The sequence below is a fragment of the Flavobacterium nackdongense genome, assembly GCF_004355225.1.
GTDB classification, from domain to species: domain Bacteria; phylum Bacteroidota; class Bacteroidia; order Flavobacteriales; family Flavobacteriaceae; genus Flavobacterium; species Flavobacterium nackdongense.
The window spans coordinates 3,488,800-3,507,813 of sequence record NZ_CP037933.1 but is presented as its reverse complement, the minus strand read 5'-3'; the positions used below and the strand labels follow the sequence as shown (position 1 = coordinate 3,507,813).

At 35.3% G+C, this 19,014-nt stretch carries 18 protein-coding genes; 11 read left to right on the top strand and 7 right to left on the bottom strand.

From position 1 onward, the window contains the following. The first annotated feature begins 21 nt into the window (after positions 1-21). Positions 22-1,176 (top strand): glycosyltransferase family protein, encoded by a 1,155-nt coding sequence (locus E1750_RS15100; RefSeq protein WP_133277570.1) that lies wholly within the window; start codon positions 22-24, stop codon positions 1,174-1,176. Here E1750_RS15100 and E1750_RS15095 read toward each other — a convergent pair. The 4 genes from E1750_RS15095 to E1750_RS15080 are packed head-to-tail and all read right to left on the bottom strand — an operon-like array spanning position 1,173 to position 5,182. Next, a complete protein-coding gene (locus tag E1750_RS15095) occupies positions 1,173-2,447 on the bottom strand; it encodes an O-antigen translocase (protein WP_133277569.1) in 1,275 nt (424 codons plus the stop codon). The genes E1750_RS15100 and E1750_RS15095 overlap by 4 nt on opposite strands. A gap of 1 nt (position 2,448) precedes the next feature. Continuing rightward, entirely contained in the window at positions 2,449-3,570 is a 1,122-nt protein-coding gene (locus tag E1750_RS15090; protein ID WP_133277568.1) for a DegT/DnrJ/EryC1/StrS family aminotransferase, read from the bottom strand. After that, on the bottom strand, positions 3,567-4,544 hold the full coding sequence (locus tag E1750_RS15085) for a GNAT family N-acetyltransferase (protein WP_133277567.1): 978 nt from the start codon (positions 4,542-4,544) through the stop codon (positions 3,567-3,569). The genes E1750_RS15090 and E1750_RS15085 overlap by 4 nt, the downstream gene beginning before the upstream one ends. Before the next feature lie 35 nt (positions 4,545-4,579). Beyond that, positions 4,580-5,182, bottom strand: coding sequence for a trimeric intracellular cation channel family protein (locus tag E1750_RS15080; protein WP_133278161.1), 603 nt, complete (start codon positions 5,180-5,182; stop codon positions 4,580-4,582). A 167-nt stretch (positions 5,183-5,349) separates the two neighbouring features. On the opposite strand from E1750_RS15080, the gene E1750_RS15075 reads away from it, so the two are divergent. From E1750_RS15075 to meaB, 7 genes are all read left to right on the top strand, one after another. After that, a complete protein-coding gene (locus E1750_RS15075) occupies positions 5,350-6,135 on the top strand; it encodes a TrmH family RNA methyltransferase (protein ID WP_133277566.1) in 786 nt (261 codons plus the stop codon). Positions 6,136-6,207: 72 nt separating this feature from the next. Then, positions 6,208-7,758: a serine hydrolase gene (locus E1750_RS15070; RefSeq protein ID WP_133277565.1), complete on the top strand. Its 1,551-nt coding sequence runs from the start codon at positions 6,208-6,210 to the stop codon at positions 7,756-7,758. Positions 7,759-7,837: 79 nt separating this feature from the next. Next, complete coding sequence (locus tag E1750_RS15065) at positions 7,838-10,057, top strand: RelA/SpoT family protein (protein ID WP_133277564.1); 2,220 nt, start codon at positions 7,838-7,840, stop codon at positions 10,055-10,057. Positions 10,058-10,153: 96 nt separating this feature from the next. Beyond that, positions 10,154-10,609, top strand: a complete 456-nt coding sequence (locus E1750_RS15060) for a Fur family transcriptional regulator (protein ID WP_133277563.1) — start codon at positions 10,154-10,156, stop codon at positions 10,607-10,609. A 32-nt stretch (positions 10,610-10,641) separates the two neighbouring features. Continuing rightward, positions 10,642-11,913, top strand: a complete 1,272-nt coding sequence (locus E1750_RS15055; RefSeq protein ID WP_133277562.1) for an adenylosuccinate synthase — start codon at positions 10,642-10,644, stop codon at positions 11,911-11,913. Positions 11,914-11,963: 50 nt separating this feature from the next. Continuing rightward, positions 11,964-12,545 (top strand): GDP-mannose pyrophosphatase NudK, encoded by a 582-nt coding sequence (gene nudK / locus E1750_RS15050; protein ID WP_133277561.1) that lies wholly within the window; start codon positions 11,964-11,966, stop codon positions 12,543-12,545. A gap of 108 nt (positions 12,546-12,653) precedes the next feature. After that, a complete protein-coding gene (gene meaB, locus E1750_RS15045; protein WP_133277560.1) occupies positions 12,654-13,754 on the top strand; it encodes a methylmalonyl Co-A mutase-associated GTPase MeaB in 1,101 nt (366 codons plus the stop codon). Here the strand turns inward: meaB and E1750_RS15040 are convergent. Beyond that, positions 13,736-14,677 carry an NAD-dependent epimerase/dehydratase family protein gene (locus E1750_RS15040; protein WP_133277559.1) on the bottom strand — a complete coding sequence of 314 codons (942 nt, stop codon included), beginning with the start codon at positions 14,675-14,677 and terminating at the stop codon, positions 13,736-13,738. The two genes, meaB and E1750_RS15040, sit on opposite strands and share 19 nt — an antisense overlap. A 130-nt stretch (positions 14,678-14,807) precedes the next feature. Between E1750_RS15040 and E1750_RS15035 the strand changes: the two genes are divergently transcribed. Genes E1750_RS15035 through E1750_RS15025 form a run of 3 tightly spaced genes read left to right on the top strand, consistent with a single transcriptional unit; the run spans position 14,808 to position 17,768 of the window. After that, positions 14,808-15,521 (top strand): glycosyltransferase family 2 protein, encoded by a 714-nt coding sequence (locus E1750_RS15035; RefSeq protein WP_133277558.1) that lies wholly within the window; start codon positions 14,808-14,810, stop codon positions 15,519-15,521. Continuing rightward, positions 15,521-16,153 carry a lipid-A-disaccharide synthase N-terminal domain-containing protein gene (locus E1750_RS15030; RefSeq protein WP_133277557.1) on the top strand — a complete coding sequence of 211 codons (633 nt, stop codon included), beginning with the start codon at positions 15,521-15,523 and terminating at the stop codon, positions 16,151-16,153. Before E1750_RS15035 ends, E1750_RS15030 begins: the two co-directional genes overlap by 1 nt. After that, positions 16,134-17,768 (top strand): ArnT family glycosyltransferase, encoded by a 1,635-nt coding sequence (locus E1750_RS15025; RefSeq protein ID WP_133277556.1) that lies wholly within the window; start codon positions 16,134-16,136, stop codon positions 17,766-17,768. Before E1750_RS15030 ends, E1750_RS15025 begins: the two co-directional genes overlap by 20 nt. Here E1750_RS15025 and E1750_RS15020 read toward each other — a convergent pair whose 3' ends face one another. Both E1750_RS15020 and E1750_RS15015 read right to left on the bottom strand, forming a co-directional pair. Beyond that, positions 17,769-17,999 carry a hypothetical protein gene (locus E1750_RS15020; protein ID WP_073370084.1) on the bottom strand — a complete coding sequence of 77 codons (231 nt, stop codon included), beginning with the start codon at positions 17,997-17,999 and terminating at the stop codon, positions 17,769-17,771. 80 nt (positions 18,000-18,079) lie between these two features. Then, the gene (locus tag E1750_RS15015) at positions 18,080-18,988 is read right to left on the bottom strand and encodes a prohibitin family protein (RefSeq protein WP_133277555.1); all 909 of its coding nucleotides are present in this window, start codon (positions 18,986-18,988) and stop codon (positions 18,080-18,082) included. Positions 18,989-19,014: the final 26 nt, after the last annotated feature.

The window sequence follows — 19,014 nt, the reverse complement described above, 5'->3', positions numbered from 1 at the left end:
ATAGCAATTTATGCCTGAGAAATGAAAATACTTTTGATAGGAGAATACAGTCGATTACACAACTCACTAAAAGAAGGCTTACAAGCTTTAGGACACGAAGTCCTTCTTGTTGCTTCTGGCGACAATTTTAAAAAATATGATGTAGATTACTCCCTACATTCGGCTTTTGTTTCCGATTTTTGGTTCATTCAAAGAGTGAAAAATGGTATTTTTAAAATAACAACAATTGATTTAGAAAAAATTGAACGAGCTATTCGTTTTTACAGTTTTATTCTAAAACAAAAAGAGTTTGATCACGTTCAGTTCATCAATTCTGATGCTATTGAATCCTACCCCTTTTTGTCCAGAATTCTGTATAAAAAACTATTTAAAACTATCAAAAGTCGTAGCTTACTAATTTGTGGTGACGAGACCCCAGTTGTAGATTATCTACTGCAACAAAAAATGAAATACTCGATTCTAAGTCCGTACTTCGAGGAAAAGTCGTTAGAAAAACAATTGCAATTTACGCTTAAATACAGAACAAAAAGCTATCGAAAAACTTTTGACAGTTTGTACAAAAACTGCACTTCTTTTATCACCTCAGACTTAGATTATAAAATCCCGATGGAAGCAATGGGGTACCATTCGCATTTCATTCCAAATCCTATAAATACAGACACTATTGAATATAAACCGTTGGTTATTGAAGATAAAATTATCATTTTTCTGGGGATTAACAACCGTAGTGCGGTTAAAAAAGGAAGCCATTTTTTTGAAAAAGCTGTAGAAATAATTACAGAAAAATATCCCAATCAAGTTGAAATCATTGTTACCCGAAGCATACCTTATAAACAATATATCGGGGCGTACAACAAAGCCCATATTTTACTAGATCAAGTATATAGTTACGACCAAGGTTACAATGCGCTTGAAGCGATGGCGAAAGGGAAAGTGGTTTTTACAGGAGCAGAAAATGAATTTATGAAACAATACTATTTGACCGAAAAAGTAGCTATCAATGCTTTACCAAATGTAAAATCTTTAGTCGAAGAACTGTCTTTTTTGATAGAAAATCCCGAAGAACTTAAAGCCATTAGCAAACGAGCGAGAGCATTTGTTGAGCAGGAACATAACTATAGTAAAATAGCCGAGAAATACTTGGAGGTTTGGTCTCAAATATCAAACAAAAATTAAAATAAACTTTTCCTGAAATAGATTGCTAAAACCAATAAATAAGTAAAATTATCTAAAGCTTGTGCCATTACTATTCCTTGAATTCCAAAAAATTTAATTAGAAAAATGCTCGAAAAATACAAAACACCAAGAGAAGCTAATTCCGATAAAATAAAGGCTAGAGTCATTTTTTTGGCGAAAAATTGATAGCCTAAAATCAAGGAAGCCACTTTTAAAACATCGCCCGATAATTGCCAAAAAAACAAGTTCGTTACTGGAAGAAACTCTTTGGTAAAAAGTAATTTTATGAGTAAAGTCCGTGAGAAATAAATAAAAATCAAACCGATAATAAAAAGGGGTAAAATATTTTTGTAAAAACTCCAAAAGACTTTTTTGGTTTCGAAATTATCTTTGGCAACAGCCAATTTTGGCAAAAAATAAACGGTCAATATTGTAGAAATGAACAGCATATAATAGGTCGAAATTCGAGTCATTGTTTCCCAAAATCCAGCCTGTTCAATACCAACTACAAAAATTACATTTTTTCGAATGGCTAAATAAACCAACGGTCCCAAAACAGAAGATACCAGAGCCATTAGTGAGTAAGAAGATAAATTCCTTATCACATGAAAATCAAATGATTGATATTGAACAAGTTTTGAAAATTGAAACTCTTTGGCAATAAAATAATAGGTCACCAAAAACAATAATGCTGGCGTAATTACGATAGAAAGCAATGCTCCCAGAGTTTTGTATTGCAAAATCATACTCATTGAAACCAATAATCCTATCAGATTTCCGATAATGTTAACATAAATAACTGACTTGAATTTCCCTAAACCATTGATTATTGAAAGAAAAAAAACAGCAATAGCAAACCACGGCAAAGCCAAGGCCATGGCTTTAATAACAATTTCATATTCGAAATGAGTTCCGAAAATTTGCTGGTTCCAAAATGCTGCAAAAAAATACAGAATTCCACTCAAAAGAATGGCTACTACTAACAAACTGATACAAACAGTGGAAATTAACTTCTGAAATTGTGGTCTGTCGTCCTTAGTTTCAGCCACATATTTTACGATTCCGTTTTGAAATCCTAGAGTTGCGATACTTTCTAATGAATTTGAAAAATTTCTTAGATTCCCGACCAAAGCCATTCCGCTTGGTCCTACAAAAATTGCCAATAATTTTGAAGTCACCAAACCAATTCCAATTTTAATCAGAACGCTTACACTATTTAAAGAAGTGATTTTAAATAGGTTGGTTCGCACTATTTCTTTTATAAATTCCAAATTAATACTGATTTAAAATTGAAACAACAAAATCAACTTCCTCCTTTGTCAATACCGGACTTATGGGCAAACTCAAAACTTCATTGTGGATTTTTTCGGTTATTGGAAAAGACAAATGATTCCATCCCGAAGTCTCGGGACTAAAAGCTTTTTGCTTATGCGGTGGAATGGGATAATGAATCATTGTTTGAATTCCGTTGTCTAATAAATACTGTTGCAATTGCTCTCGGTTTTCGGTTCGAATGACAAACAAATGAAAAACGTGAGATTGCTTCGTGCCGCGCAATGACGGAGCTGGCAAAGTAATTTTATCATTTTTTATTTCGGACAAATAGCGTGTAGCGATTGCTTTTCGAATCGCATTTTCTGCGTCTAAATGAGGTAGTTTCACATTTAGGAAAGCCGCTTGAATTTCGTCTAATCTTGAATTGAGACCAATAAATTCATTCTGATATTTGGCTTCAGAACCGTAATTTCTTAGCGATTGAATCACTTTTGCCAATTCCGAATCATTGGTAACAACCGCGCCACCATCACCCAAAGCACCGAGATTTTTTCCTGGGTAAAAACTATACGCTGCGCTTGATTGCAGATTTTTGATTTCTGATTTTTGATTTCTAATTGTACCATGCGCCTGAGCGGCATCTTCCACAACAATCAAATTATTTTGTATCGCAATTTCGTTTATTCGATCCATTTCGGCTAATTGTCCATATAGATGAACCACAAGAATTGCTTTGGTTTTGGACGTGATTTTTTCTAAAATTAAATTGGGATTGAGGTTATAGGTTTCCAACTTTGGCTCAACTAAAACTGGCACCAAATCCGCCTCTAAAATTGCCAAAATACTGGCAATATACGTATTCGCAGGAACAATCACTTCATCCCCTTTTTGCAGTTTCCCGAGCTGAATATATCCTTTAAAAATCAGAACCAAGGCATCAAATCCATTGCCAACTCCAATACAATTTTTTGCACCGCAATAATGGGCAAAATTGTTTTCGAATGTTTTGACTTCATTGCCCAAAATATACCAACCGTTTTCTAAAACCGATTTCAATTTCTCTTGAAATGCCGTTTCATAGGGAGCGTTTATTTTTTTTAAGTCGAGGAATTGTATCATAGCAAAACGGTGTCTAGTAAACCATAATTTGAAGTTTCCACCTCATAAAAATCCTGAACAATCGTACTCGCTCCAAAGCTTTCTTTCCAATACGACAAACCATTATTTAACTTTCGCCCTTGATTTTCGTTGGAAATTCCAAAATCAAAGAAACACTTGTTTTTGAAAGTTTCTGAAATCAATTGTTGAAATAAATAATCCAATCCACCCAATTCATTTTTGTCTTCTTTGCCAGAAATATATTGACAATGAGCAACGGTTGAAGTTCCGAAAATGGTGGTTCCAGCAACAATAATTCCATTTTCATAGACATTAAATTGTCGGATATTTTTTGGAAACAAGGCTTTCAATTTTATAATTTCTTCCAAACTGTGAACAGGTTTGGCTTGGTGTTTTTGAGCTAAATTCGGAATTAATATTTCGTTCCAAAAATCTTCAAAATCATCCACTTCTCTTATCGTAAAATCATTCGAAATTCCTCTTTGAATGCTCCTTTTTCTGAGTTTTGACAAATTATTTTCTTGAGACAAATCCAAAACAGCCAATGTATCTCTTCGTATTAATTGGGCTCCCACTAAAAACAGAGCATAATTCAATTCTTCGGCTGGTTTTTGATGATAAATGGAAGGCATTAATTTTACTTGCAATTTTTCGATTGAATTGTCATTCAAAAAAGATAAAACACTTTTGAAAATTGCAATAACCGAAGCTAATTTATGTTTTTCGTTATAAATCAATCCGCCATAAGTCAATCCCTGATGTGAGAAAATTTCATTGCCAACTCTATTTGCTGGAAGCACGGCAACCCATTTTTCGCCATCCAAAACAATCAAAGAGTAATCCTCGAAACGGTCTTGGTGGTATTCCATAAAATCACGATGAAACAGAAAAGTGGCATTTTTGGCTTGGCCAATAAAGGAATTCCAATCGGAATAATCGATTTTTTGATATTGTTTTACGTAATAATTCTTCACTATTTGAATTTATAATTTGTGAAATTAAGCATTTTTTATTTATTTTCTACGGTTGGCAAATACCATTTAAACTTTACCGCCATTAAACGAAATGAAATAATAAATACAGAAGTTACCAAATACAATATATCATTATCAAATTGTAAATGTCGGAGCAGAAAAAAAACAATTCCGCCAAAAATACAGAGGGTCGCATAAATTTCTTTTCTGAAAATTACAGGAATTTCACCACACAAAATATCACGAATCACCCCACCAAAACAGGCAGTAATTGTCCCCAAAGCAACACAGATTATCGGATTAAGACCCACTAATATTCCTTTTTCAAGTCCTATTATAGTAAATACTCCGAGCCCAACGGCATCAAATAATAACAAAGAAGTTCGCAATTGGTCTAATTTCTTTCTGAAAAGAATCGCTAAAATAAATCCAATTACGATGATGTAAACGTAATTCAATTCAAGCATCCATCCTACTGGAGTTCGTCCAATCATAATATCGCGCAAAGTTCCCCCTCCCACAGCGGTAACAAAGGCGATAATAAAAACACCAAAAGGATCTAGTTTCTTATTCATCGCGGTTAATGCTCCGGACATAGCGAATGCCATTGTACCGATAATCTCTAATAGATAAAACATTTTCATTTGAAGATTTTGACAAAAATAAAGAAAAATACTGGAGCATCCGAATGCTATAAAATAGCGTTGAACAAATCCATTTCGATTAAATATTCGAATTCAAATACAAAAAACTGCCATTTCTCTGTGTATCTTTGTTACCAAATATAACTAAATTGCTGTTAGCCTTGAAACAAATCACTTCATCCCAAAATCCATTCATAAAATCTTTAGTACTATTGCAGGAAAAAGCAAAAGCCCGCAAACAATCCGGTACTTTTATGATTGAAGGCAAAAGAGAAATCGAAATTGCAACGAAAGGCGGTTACGAAATGGAAACGATTTTGTTTTTACCCGAATTAATTTCGGAAACGGAAGCTCACCACCTTTCCAAAAGCACTGAATTAATCGAAATTTCGAAAGAAATCTATCAAAAACTAGCGTATCGTGACACTACCGAAGGCGTTTTGGCCATTGCCAAATCCAAATCATTACATTTATCCGATTTAAAATTATCCGAAAACCCTTTGATTTTAGTTGCAGAAGCGCCTGAAAAACCCGGAAACATTGGTGCATTATTGCGTACTGCCGATGCTGCGAATCTCGATGCCGTGATTATTGCCAACCCAAAAAGTGATTTGTACAATCCGAATATCGTTCGCTCGAGCGTGGGCTGCTTGTTTACCAACCAAATCGCCACAGGAACCACAACGGAAATTATTGCGTTTTTGACAGAGCAAAATATTACTATTTATTGTGCCACTTTGCAAAATTCAACTTCCTATCACACCCAAAATTACACCAATCCAACGGCTTTGGTGGTAGGAACGGAAGCTACAGGATTGACCCAAGAATGGCGTGATGCAGCCTCACAAAACATAATCATCCCGATGCAAGGCGAAATCGACAGTATGAATGTTTCGGTTGCTGCGGCCATATTGATATTCGAAGCCAAAAGACAGAGAGGATTTTAGATTGTAAATTGTAGATTTTAGATTTTAGATTTTAGAATAAAGAAAATAGAATAAAGAAAATAGATTATGATTATGAGAAAATTAATTGCCTTATCGATATTGCTAATAACTTGTATCTCATTCGCCCAAATAAGCGAAAAACAAGTTGATGAATTAGTAGAAAACACCTTGAAAAGTTTTGACGTTCCTGGAATTGCCGTAGCTATTGTCAAAGACGGAAAAGTGATTCTTTCCAAAGGTTACGGACTAAAATCGATTCTAACTAAAGAGAAAGTAGATGCCAATACTTTGTTCGGAATTGCTTCGAACAGCAAGGCTTTTACCACTGCCGCTTTGGCGATGTTGGTCGATGAAAAAAAAGTAAACTGGGACGATAAAGTGATTCAATATCTTCCTGATTTCAAAATGTACAATGAGTATGTAACGAATGAATTTACCATTCGGGATTTAGTGACACACCGCAGCGGATTGGGACTTGGCGCCGGCGATTTGATGATTTGGCCAGACGGAAGCGACTTCAAACCGAATGATATTGTCCATAATTTACAGTATCTGAAACCTGTTTCGGCTTTTAGAACCAAATACGATTACGACAATTTATTGTACATCGTGGCAGGAGAAGTCATCGCGAAAGTAAGTGGTAAAACCTGGTGCGATTTCATCGAGGAACGCATTATGAAACCATTGGAAATGAATCATAGTGCTTCATCCTTTTTAAGACTGAAAGACACCACTAATATTATTGCGCCACACGTTCCAACAGACGGGAAACTCAAAATAATTTCACGTTACAAAAATCAAACCTTCGATGCTGCGGCCGGAATTTATTCGAGTGTAAACGATTTAAGCAAATGGATGATTTTGCAATTGCAAAACGGAAAATACGGTCCTGAGCAACAGTATCAATTGTTTTCGAAAAAAGAACAGAACGAAATGTGGAGCCTTCAAACCATCATTCCTGCCAATACAAGACCTCCGTATAATACCCATTTTAGTGGATATGGATTGGGTTGGTTTTTGAGTGATGTGAAAGGCTACAAACAAGTGACCCACACGGGCGGTCTAGAAGGAATTGTGACGCAAACCACCTTATTTCCAGAACTAAATTTAGGAATTGTTGTATTGACCAATCAGCAATCTGGAGCTGCTTTTACAGCTATTACAAACACCATCAAAGACAGTTATCTAAATATTCCGTACACGAATTATGTAGAAATTTACAGCAAACGGGAAAAAGACAATATTGCCGAAGCCGATAAAACAACTGCTGAAGTTTGGGCTACTGTTGCCAATAACCTAAAAGAAACAAAGAAAATTGACCTAAAAAATTATACAGGGATTTATATTGACAATTGGTTTGGAAAAATTGAACTTTCAGAAAAAAAAGGAAAATTATTTTTTAAATCCATTCGTTCGCCACAGCTAGCTGGCGAAGTTTTCTTTTACAAAGACAATACTTTCACCGTAAAATGGAAAACTCGTAGTTTCAATGCCGATGCGTTTTTGTTTTTTGCAATGGACGAAAAAGGAAAATCTGTTGGAATAAAAATGAAACCTATATCTGATTTGACAGACTTTAGTTATGATTTTCAGGATTTGGATTTTGTTAGAGTTAGAGAATAGATTACATTGCTATAAAATTCAGTCCTAGTTTGCAAATTTCATTTGTTATACCTATTTTTAAAAAATCAACAATTCGGTTATGCTAGAAATAGATTTTGAAAAAGAAAATAAAGCCATTTTACAAGAATACAAAGAGTTACTTCGCATCAGTTACCAAACCTTAACTGCCGAAGATAAAAAACTCATACGTAAAGCTTTTGATGTCGCTATGGATGCGCACAAAGATCAGCGTAGAAAATCGGGTGAGGCTTACTTTTTTCATCCTATTGCTGTGGCCAAAATTGTGGCTTCGGAAATAGGCTTAGGTGCTACTGCTATTGCTGCGGCCTTACTACACGATGTGGTTGAAGATACTCCAATAACAATTGAAGATATCGAAAAAATGTTTGGCGCAAAAGTTGCTCAACTTGTCGAAGGATTGACTAAAATCTCGAAAGTTCAAAAAGAAATGAATGTTTCGATGCAAGCCGAAAACTTTCGAAAAATGCTGTTCACACTCAATGATGATGTGCGTGTAATTCTGATAAAAATTGCCGACAGATTGCATAATATGCAAACTTTAGACAATATGGAGGATTACAAACAGATCAAAATTGCCTCCGAAACTTTATATATTTATGCTCCTCTCGCCCATCGCTTGGGACTTTATAAAATTAAAAACAAACTCGAAGATTTAGGACTAAAATATACCGAACCTGTTATTTATGATGACATTGTCAGTAAAATAAAAGAAACCAAAGAAGAGCAAGACGCATATATTAAAGACGTGTCTGATGTCTTAAAAAAATCTTTAGATAAGGAAAACCTTGAATACATCATCAAAGGACGTCCAAAATCTATTTTTTCTATTTACAGGAAAATGAAAGCGCAAGGAGTTGGCTTTGATGAAGTTTACGACAAATTTGCCATTCGCATTGTGTACAAATCATCGCCTCAAGAAGAAAAATTCTTGGCTTGGAAAATATATTCTATCGTTACGGATCATTATCGTCCGAGTCCGAGTCGCCTACGCGATTGGATTTCCTCACCCAAAACTACGGGCTACGAAGCCTTACACATTACCGTTATGGGCCCCAAAGGTCGTTGGGTCGAGGTGCAGGTTCGAAGCGAACGTATGGACGAAATTGCCGAAAAAGGGTATGCTGCTCATTACAAATACAAACAAGGTGGAAGTGAAGAAAGCGGTCTTGACATTTGGCTCAACCTCCTCAAAGAAGCTTTGGAAAATCCTGAAACCAATGCAGTAGATTTCGTAGAGGATTTCAAAATGAATCTCTATTCGAAAGAAATTTTTGTTTTTACACCAAAAGGCGAAATAAAATCCTTGCCCAAGGGAGCCACTTCACTCGATTTTGCCTTCAGCATCCACTCCGAAGTGGGGATTCGCACCAGAGGAACAAGAGTTAATGGAAAATTAGTCCCTTTGAACCACGAATTGAAAAGTGGAGACCAAATAGAGATTATTACGTCTCAATATCAAAAACCAACCATCAACTGGTTGGATTATGTCACTACGTCGAGAGCGAAAAATAAAATAAAAAACGTTCTTAACGAGAATACCAAGAAAATTGCCGAAGAAGGAAAAGAAATACTGAGTCGAAAACTGAAACACTTAAAAATCACTTTGAGTGAATCGGTGGTCAATGAATTAGTCAATTTTTTCAAATTAAAAACCAGTTTAGATTTATTTTATCGCGTGGGAGTTGGCGCCATCGAAAACCAACAATTGAAAGATTATGCTGCGCAAAAAAGCAATACTTTTATCAATTTCTTCAAAAATAAAATCAAACGCTCGGCCAGTACCGCCAACGAAGATATTCACAAACAAGTTCTGAACAGCAATTACGATATGCTAGTTTTTGGTGCAGACCAAGACAAATTGGATTATAAATTATCTACCTGCTGTAATCCGATTCCGGGCGACGAAGTTTTTGGATTTGTCACAATTAATGAAGGAATTAAAGTGCACAAAAGGGATTGCCCAAACTCTATTAGCCTACAATCGAATTATGCCTATCGCATTATGCAAGCCAAATGGATTGATTCTTCTCAACAGGAATTCAAGGCTATTTTACATATTACCGGCATGGACACTATTGGGCTTACTAACAAATTGACCAAAGTAATTTCAGATAATATGAATGTAAATATTCAAAGCATTTCACTTAGCGGAGAGGCGGGAATTTTCAATGGAAAAATCGCTGTCATCGTTCAGAATAATAATATTTTGAAAAAATTAATTGACAATATCAAACAAATTGATGGCGTCGATAAAGTAACACGCGAATACAGTAATTAAGAATTGGTTGGTCTTTTTGAAGCGTAAGAGTTCTTGTTAAATTTTTAAACTTTTAAACTTCTAAACTAGAAAATAATAATTTATCTTTGCAAGATTATGACACAGATATCGGTTGATAATAGTACCAATCAAGAAATTGTAAAAAATGTTTTTACAAAATATCTTGAAAATAAAGGGCATCGCAAAACGCCAGAGCGTTATGCCATACTCCAGGAAATATATGAAAGTGAGGAACATTTTGATATAGAAACACTCTACATCAAGATGAAAAACAAAAATTATCGCGTAAGCAGGGCCACACTTTACAATACTATTGAACTCTTGTTAGAATCGGGTTTGGTGCGCAAACATCAATTTGGTCAAAATCAAGCGCATTACGAAAAGTCGTACTTCGACAAACAACATGATCACATCATTATGACGGATACTGGCGAAGTAATCGAATTTTGTGATCCAAGAATTCAAACCATCAAAAAAACTTTTGAAGAAATTTTTGATATCGATATTACAAATCATTCCCTTTATTTTTACGGGACAAAACGAAATAAATAATTACACACACTAACTACAAACTATAAAACAGAATGGCCGCAGATTTATTATTAGGATTGCAATGGGGAGATGAAGGGAAAGGAAAAATTGTTGATGTACTTACGTCTAAATACGACATTATAGCACGCTTTCAAGGTGGCCCAAATGCTGGTCATACGCTAGAATTTGATGGAATAAAACACGTTTTACGAACCATTCCCTCAGGAATTTTTCATAAAACAGCAGTAAATATTATAGGCAATGGTGTAGTTATCGACCCAGTTGTTTTTCAAAGAGAAATAGAAGGATTAGAAAAGTTCGAACTAGACATCAAAAGTAAACTGCTAATTTCAAGAAAAGCACATTTAATTTTGCCTACACACCGCCTGCTAGATGCAGCTTCGGAAGCATCAAAAGGAAAAGCAAAAATAGGATCGACATTGAAGGGTATTGGGCCAACTTATATGGACAAAACAGGCAGAAATGGAATTCGTGTCGGTGATATCGAATTAGAAGACTTCGAAGAAAGATACCGCGCCTTGGCCAACAAGCACGAAGAAATGATTAAATTCTACGATGTAAACATTCAATACAATTTAGAAGAAATGGAAAAAGAATTCTTCGAATCTATTGAAGAATTAAAAAAAATAACATTTATCGACAGCGAAGAATACATCAATCAAGCACAAAAAGAAGGTAAACTTATTTTATGTGAAGGTGCACAAGGATCCTTACTCGACGTTGATTTTGGGACATATCCTTTTGTGACCTCATCTAATACTACCGCTGCTGGCGCTTGTACCGGACTTGGAATTGCACCCAACAAAATCAAAGAAGTATACGGCATTTTCAAAGCTTATGTCACTCGAGTAGGAAGTGGTCCTTTTCCAACAGAGCTTTATGACGAAGACGGTGAAACTATGGCTAGAGTTGGTAATGAATACGGCTCTGTTACGGGTAGAAAACGTCGTTGCGGATGGTTGGATTTAGTTGCTTTGAAATATGCAGTGCAAATCAATGGCGTTACACAACTGATGATGATGAAAGGTGATATTCTTTCTGGATTCCCCACTTTGAAAGTGTGTACACAATACAATTATAATGGCAAAGCGATTTCACATTTCCCTTACAATATCGAAAGTGAAAATGTAACGCCAATTTATACTGAATTAAAAGGTTGGGCTCAAGATTTAACAGGAATGACCACTTACGATCAATTGCCAAAAGAACTGAAAGAATATATCGAATTCATCGAAAACTACATCGAAGTGCCAATCAAAATTGTTTCTGTTGGACCAGATAGAAAGCAAACCATTTTGAAATAACAATCTCAACGTCTCGATATTCGGGACGTTTTTTTTAACATACCTATCAAATGAACAACCCAAACATAAAAATCCAACAAACCGAATTGCTTTCAGACAATTGGTATTTATTAAACAAAGTCACCTTCGATTTTCTGAGAAAAGACGGCGTTTGGATTACCCAAAAAAGAGAAGTGTATGACAGAGGCAACGGTGCGGGAATCCTACTCTACAATAGACAACAAAAAACAATTATTCTCACCCGACAATTTAGACTTCCCTCCTACCTCAACGGCAACAAAACTGGAATGATGGTCGAAGTTTGCGCAGGACTTCTAGACCAAGACCATCCTGAACAATGCATCATTCGGGAAACCGAAGAAGAAACTGGCTATCGTATCAAATCGGTTCAAAAAATACTTGAAACCTTTATGTCTCCGGGGGCTGTAACCGAAATTTTACATTTATTCGTTGGCGAATACGATACTTCGATGAAGGTCCACGATGGCGGCGGATTAGAACACGAACAAGAAGAAATAGAAGTGATCGAAATGCCTTTTGAGGAAGCCTATGCCATGATTGCTACTGGTGAAATAAAAGATGCCAAAACCATTATTTTATTGCAATATGCTAAAATAAATAAACTTGTTTAATACATTTAAATCAAAAGATTAGTCAAAATTTTACTAATTTTACTTCAATTCTAAGTTAGATTTCCATTTTTAAACAATAATTTAGTTTAGGTTTTTACGATTTACATTTTGAAAAACGACAAAATAAAAAACTCGGCACTACACGAAAAAGAGGGAATTTCTCCACCAGAAATTGTCAGTTCGAATGCTGTGGAAACCATTAAAAATTTCAGAAAAAAACAACCTAGTTCGCAAGAATTGATTGAAGGCATTTTAAACGGAAACATTTCCGCTTTAAGTCGCGCTATTACATTGGTCGAAAGCACGAATGCAAGCCATTTGGCGAAAGCCAATGAAGTAATCAACGCTTGTTTGCCTTATGCCAATAACTCGGTTCGAATAGGCATCACAGGTGTTCCCGGCGTGGGCAAAAGTACTTTTATTGAAGCTTTTGGAAAACAATTGACTTCCTTAGGGAAAAAAGTGGCTGTTCTCGCAGTTGACCCCTCCAGCACAATATCACACGGAAGCATTTTAGGCGATAAAACCCGAATGGAAGAATTAGTCAAAGACCACAATGCCTACATAAGACCATCGGCATCGGGTGAAACACTAGGCGGAGTGGCTCGAAAAACAAGAGAAACCATCACCCTTTGCGAAGCCGCCGGATTCGATACGATTCTGATAGAAACTGTGGGCGTGGGCCAAAGTGAAACTGCCGTTCACAGTATGGTCGATTTCTTTCTATTGCTCAAAATTTCGGGCGCTGGCGACGAATTGCAAGGCATAAAACGCGGTATTATGGAAATGGCCGATGCCATTGTCATCAACAAAGCGGATGGCGATAATATCAAAAAAGCCAATTTGGCAAAACTAGAATTCAATCGCGCCTTGCACTTATTTCCGACTAAAAAATCGGGCTGGACGCCAACAACTTCAACTTGCAGTTCCTTAACCAAAGAGGGAATTAAGGGAGTTTGGGAAATAATAGAGAAATTTCTAAAACTCACCAAAACCAATAATTATTACTTTGAAAAACGGGCTGAACAAAATCAATATTGGATGCTGGAAACCATTAATGAACAATTGAAAACCAATTTTTACAATCATCCAGAAATTCAAAAACTTTTAGAATCAACAAAAAAAGCAGTTTCAACTGATGAAATTTCACCATTTGTAGCTGCTCAAGAATTATTGAATGTGTACCAAAATTATAAGAAATTATCCTGATACCATTTGACTTGTTCTTCTAAACCTTGCTTCAAACTAGTTTGCGGATTATAGTTTAATAATTTTCTGGCTTTATCAATTACCGCATTAGTCCTCATTTGATCGCCAGCCCTTGCATCGACAACTTGAATACCGATTTTTTTATTTAGAATCTGTTCTACAATTTCAATGCCTTGGAGCGTCGTATTCTCAATTTCAGTACCCAAATTAATGATTTCATTGTTAACCAAATCCTCTTTACCAATTACACTTACCACACCATCGACAATATCCTGAACATAAGTAAAACTTCGTAAATGCTTCTCACTTCCTTTAAATAAAGGGAAGGGAATGTTGTGAAAAGCATTAGCAATCAATTTTGTATATAATTTCTCCGTTCTTTCGCGCGGACCATAAACCGAATACAATCTCAAGGAACAAGCTTTGATTTTGCCTGCTCGACTGCTAGCCAAAATTAATTGTTCGGCAGCCAATTTTGTTACACCATAAAAAGAAGCGGGACTTGGAACAACCGACTCATCAAAAGTAGCGTGAATACCATAAATAGAAGAGGTCGCTATATTTACAAAAAGTTTTAAATTTTGATTTTTTAGCGCAAAATCCAATAAGTGTTTTGTGCTAATTACATTATTTTCTAAATAATCCTCAAAACTAGAAGTGGCAGAAATACCGGGTTGAGCAGCAAAATGAAAGATATAGTCAAAATCCGTGGGCAAAGCGTGTAGTTGATCAGGAAACCTAAGATCTAATTTTTCTACTTTAATTCCTTTCTTGTGTAAGACACTAGCATTCATTTCTTTTAAGGAAACATCGTAGTAATTCGAAAAATTATCCAACCCTACAACTTCATTACCGCTAGATTGCAAACGTTCCGCCACGTGTGAACCAATGTATCCGGCTGCCCCAGTTATTAGTATTTTCATAAGTAAATTATATTACAGTTCAAAAGTAGAAATAAATATTCCGTTTTCTGTTGGTCACTAGCAAATTTTAATACGTTCTTAAGTTATTTCTTCTCAAAATAAAATACTTTTGCATAAACAGATATGTATCATGAACTTTGAATTAACAATTATAATTCCTGTATATAACGAAGAAGGCAATCTTGAACGTGTACACGATGAAATGAATATTTTTCTAAAGATTGCCAAGAAAAAAACCAAAATTTTATTTGTAAACGATGGGTCGAAAGACAACAGCCAATCTTTGATTGAAAAAATCAGTACAAACAACGAAGAATTTACCTATATATCCTTCGAAAAAAACTGTGGATTAAGTGCTGCCGTCAAAGCAGGATTTGATTATGCCGATACCCCTTGGGTGGGCTACATCGATGCCGATTTGCAAACTGCTCCCGAAGATTTCAATATTTTAATCGATTTAACTCCCGAATATGACTTGGTCACTGGAGTACGTTCGAACAGAAAAGATTCGTTTATAAAAAATATGTCCTCGACTATTGCCAATGGTATTCGTAGAGCTTTTACCGATGACGGAATGGACGATACAGGTTGTCCATTGAAAATCATTCGTACCGATATGGCGAAGAAAATCCCTATGTTCAATGGTCTACACCGATTCTTACCTGCGATGATTTTATTGCAAAATGGTAAAATAAAGCAAACTCCAGTAAGACATTTTCCTAGGGTCGCCGGAGAATCAAAATTCAATCTTTGGAATAGACTTTTGGGACCATTACAAGATTGCTTTGCCTATTTGTGGATGAAGAAAAAGTACATTAATTATCGTGTAGCAAAACAGGGATAATGAACCAATACTTACTATATTCTATAGGATTTCTTGCTCAAATATTGTTTTCGAGCCGAATGATTTTGCAATGGATAATATCCGAAAAAAACAAAAAAGTTTTGACTCCAGTTTTGTTTTGGGAAATCAGTTTGTTTGCCTCCTTTTTGCTCTTTGTTTATGGTTATTTAAGGCACGATTTTTCGATAATGCTGGGGCAATCACTAACATATTACATCTATATCAGAAACATTCAACTACAAAACGATTGGACTAAAATTCCAAAAGTATTGCGCTGGTTTATATTAATTTTCCCTGCATTTATAGTTTGGTACGGTTACAATAATAACATCATCGATGTAGATCATTTATTCAAGAACGAACACATTCCGCAATGGCTTCTGTTTTTAGGTATTTTTGGTCAAATTCTTTTTACACTTCGTTTTATTTATCAATGGATTTATTCCGAAAAATGCAAAAGTTCGGTTTTGCCGATGGGTTTTTGGATTATCAGTTTGGGTGGTTCGGCACTCATTTTCAATTATGCGATAATTAGAAAAGATCCTGTTTTATTGGTAGGTCATGCAATGGGTTTAATCATTTATTCTAGAAATATCATAATTTTAAAAAACGATGTCAAAATTAATCCATAATCACAAATTCTGGCTTTTAGTGATTTCTTGCTTGGTGCTTATACCGCATTTAAGTGTAATTGAAGTGAACATTATGGAAGCCCGAAACTTTATTACTGCGCGAGAAATGGTAGGTAATAACAACTGGATATTGACCACTATCAATGATTTGCCGCGTTACGAAAAACCACCTTTACCAACTTGGCTGACTGCCGTTTCAGGAATGATTTTTGGCTTCGGGAATGTTTTTGGATTGCGATTACCTGTGGTTTTTATCACACTACTATTGGTTTTCAGTACGTATAAATTATCCGAAAAATTAGGGTTACCCAAACAACAGAATTTTCACAACGGACTCATTTTAATTACTTCTTTTTATATCTATTTTGCAGGGAGAGACAATCAATGGGATATGTACACACATAGTTTTATGATGGTTTGCATTGTCTTTTTGTGGAAATTTCTAAACGACAAAAAGCATTCATTTCTCAATGCTTGTTTGGCTGGGCTATTTTTTGGATTTTCCTTTTTAAGTAAAGGCCCAATTTCAGTATATGCCTTATTATTACCGTTTTTGATCGCGTATGGAATCATTTTTAAATTTGACTTAAGAGGCAAGAAATTTTATGTTTTCTTACTTTTAATCATCGGATTTTGCATCGGACTTTCTTGGCCTTTATATGTTCGCTATGTCGATCCGGAAACAGTTGCTAGAGTCACCAAACTGGAAAGCAGCCGATGGGGAAGTTATAATATTCGCCCGTTTTACTACTACTGGAGCTTTTTTACCCAAAGCGGAATTTGGACAGTTCCCGCATTGATTGCGCTCTTTTATCCCTATTTAAAAACTAGAGTCAGCAATTTGAAAGCCTATCAATTCACATTAATTTGGACACTAGCTTCATTAATGCTACTTTCAATAATTCCTGAAAAAAAATCAAGATACCTTTTGCCTGTTCTTATTCCGATGGCATTAAATACTGGTTTTTATATTGAGTATTTGATTCGTAATTTCAAAAACATCAATCTAAAAATAGAAAAAAGTGTACTCTATTTTGCCTTCGGATTAATTATACTTATTTGCTTGATCATTCCAATTGGATTATTTATTAAAATAAAAAACGAGTTCGCAGGATTTGAATTATGGCTAATTGGATTAACTATTTCACTGTTTAGTTTAGGTTTTATTGCCTTCCAAAATCTTAGAAAAAAAGACTTTTTGAATGTGTTTTATGCCGTTATTGGTGTACAAGTTGCCGTAATTATTTTTGGAATACCATTAACCAATGCCGTATTAATAAATCCAGATTATCACAGCGCAAAAGAATTGAAAGAAAAGGAAAAAGAATTGGGAATCAAGTCCTATGAAATGAGTTCTTTTACCCCAGAAATTGTATGGGATTACGGGCATAGCATTCCTGTTGTTCTAAATGAAAAAACCAATATGATAAATTTACCTAAAGAAAGAAAATTTGGCATATTGGCTTCTAAAAAAGATAGTATTTTATCTAAAAAGAAATTGGAAAACTACAACTTAAAAAAAATATCAACGGTAGATTTGAATCGTGTTCCTAAGGAATCTAAGAAACACAACGACCGATTGTTTAGAATTTATTATTTAGCTACAAAAAAATAATTACTCTTTCTCGTAACGCTCCATTTCGCGGTCATAAAAGGCATTGGCTTGTTCAATCAAACCTTCCATTTCGGCATTCAGTTCGCCCTCATCAAGATCTTCAGCTTCTTCCATAAATTCGACTTCATCGTCTTTGAGATTGATAATGAATCGAGGATAGTCAAGATGAATTATGAAAATATCTTCCGGAAAATCGGTATTATCGCCTAGTAAAAATTTTGGTAATTCCATTTTATGTTTGTGGTTTATGGTTTATGGTTTATGGTTTGCAGTTCAACCCGAAACTACAAACCAGAAACTACGAACCGTTATTATTTATCAGACAAAATTACTGGCGCACTTCCTTTTCCCATAAAAATGATTTTCGTGTTGGGTGAAGTAGCGATTTCTTTCTGTGCTTTTATTTGTTCGTATTGCAATTGTTTGTCGGTCAATCCCAACGAAATAATTCTTTGATAATCGGCGATACCTTGCGCTTCGACTCTTTTTCTTTCGGCTTCTTGTTTTTCTTTTTGAAGTACAAAAGTCATTTTTTGCGCTTCTTGCTCGGCATTGATCTTGCTTTCAATAGTCGCTTTGACCGATGCCGGAAGATTAATATTCCGAATTAATAATTGTTCTAAAATTAAACCTCTGGATTTAAAATCTTCTTCAATACTTTTGAAAATTCGTTGCTGAAATTCGTTTCTTTTGGTCGAATACAAGGCCACAGCATCATAATAAACCGCGTTGTCGCGAATGCGGGTTCTAGTGACTGGACGCACAATTTTATCGGTATAATTTACCCCAATTTGCTTGAAAATTTTAGGTGCATCAGTAGGAGTAATTTTGTACAAAACTGTCAAATCGATAATCACTTCGAGTCCATCATTGGACAAAACTCGAATCGCGTCATCGCCTTCCTGAGCGCCTTCGTTATGAATGGCCGACATGGTGTAATTTTGGGTTTGAATATCAAAATCAGTCACCTCAAGAAGTGGATTTATTAAATGCAAACCACTTTCCAAAACATCCGACTGTACACTTCCGTACAGCGACTTTACCCCAACTTTTCCAGCATCAATTTGTTTGAACATCGACGAGAAAACACCCAATACAATAACTAGAAGTCCAGCAATCCTAAGTGGTCCTGAAAATTTAAAAAATGGATTACCAGCATTGCTTTTTAAAGCAAAACTCACAATCAGTAAAATAACCCCAATAATAATTAATAGTATCATTTTTTTGAAAATTAATTTGTTCGATG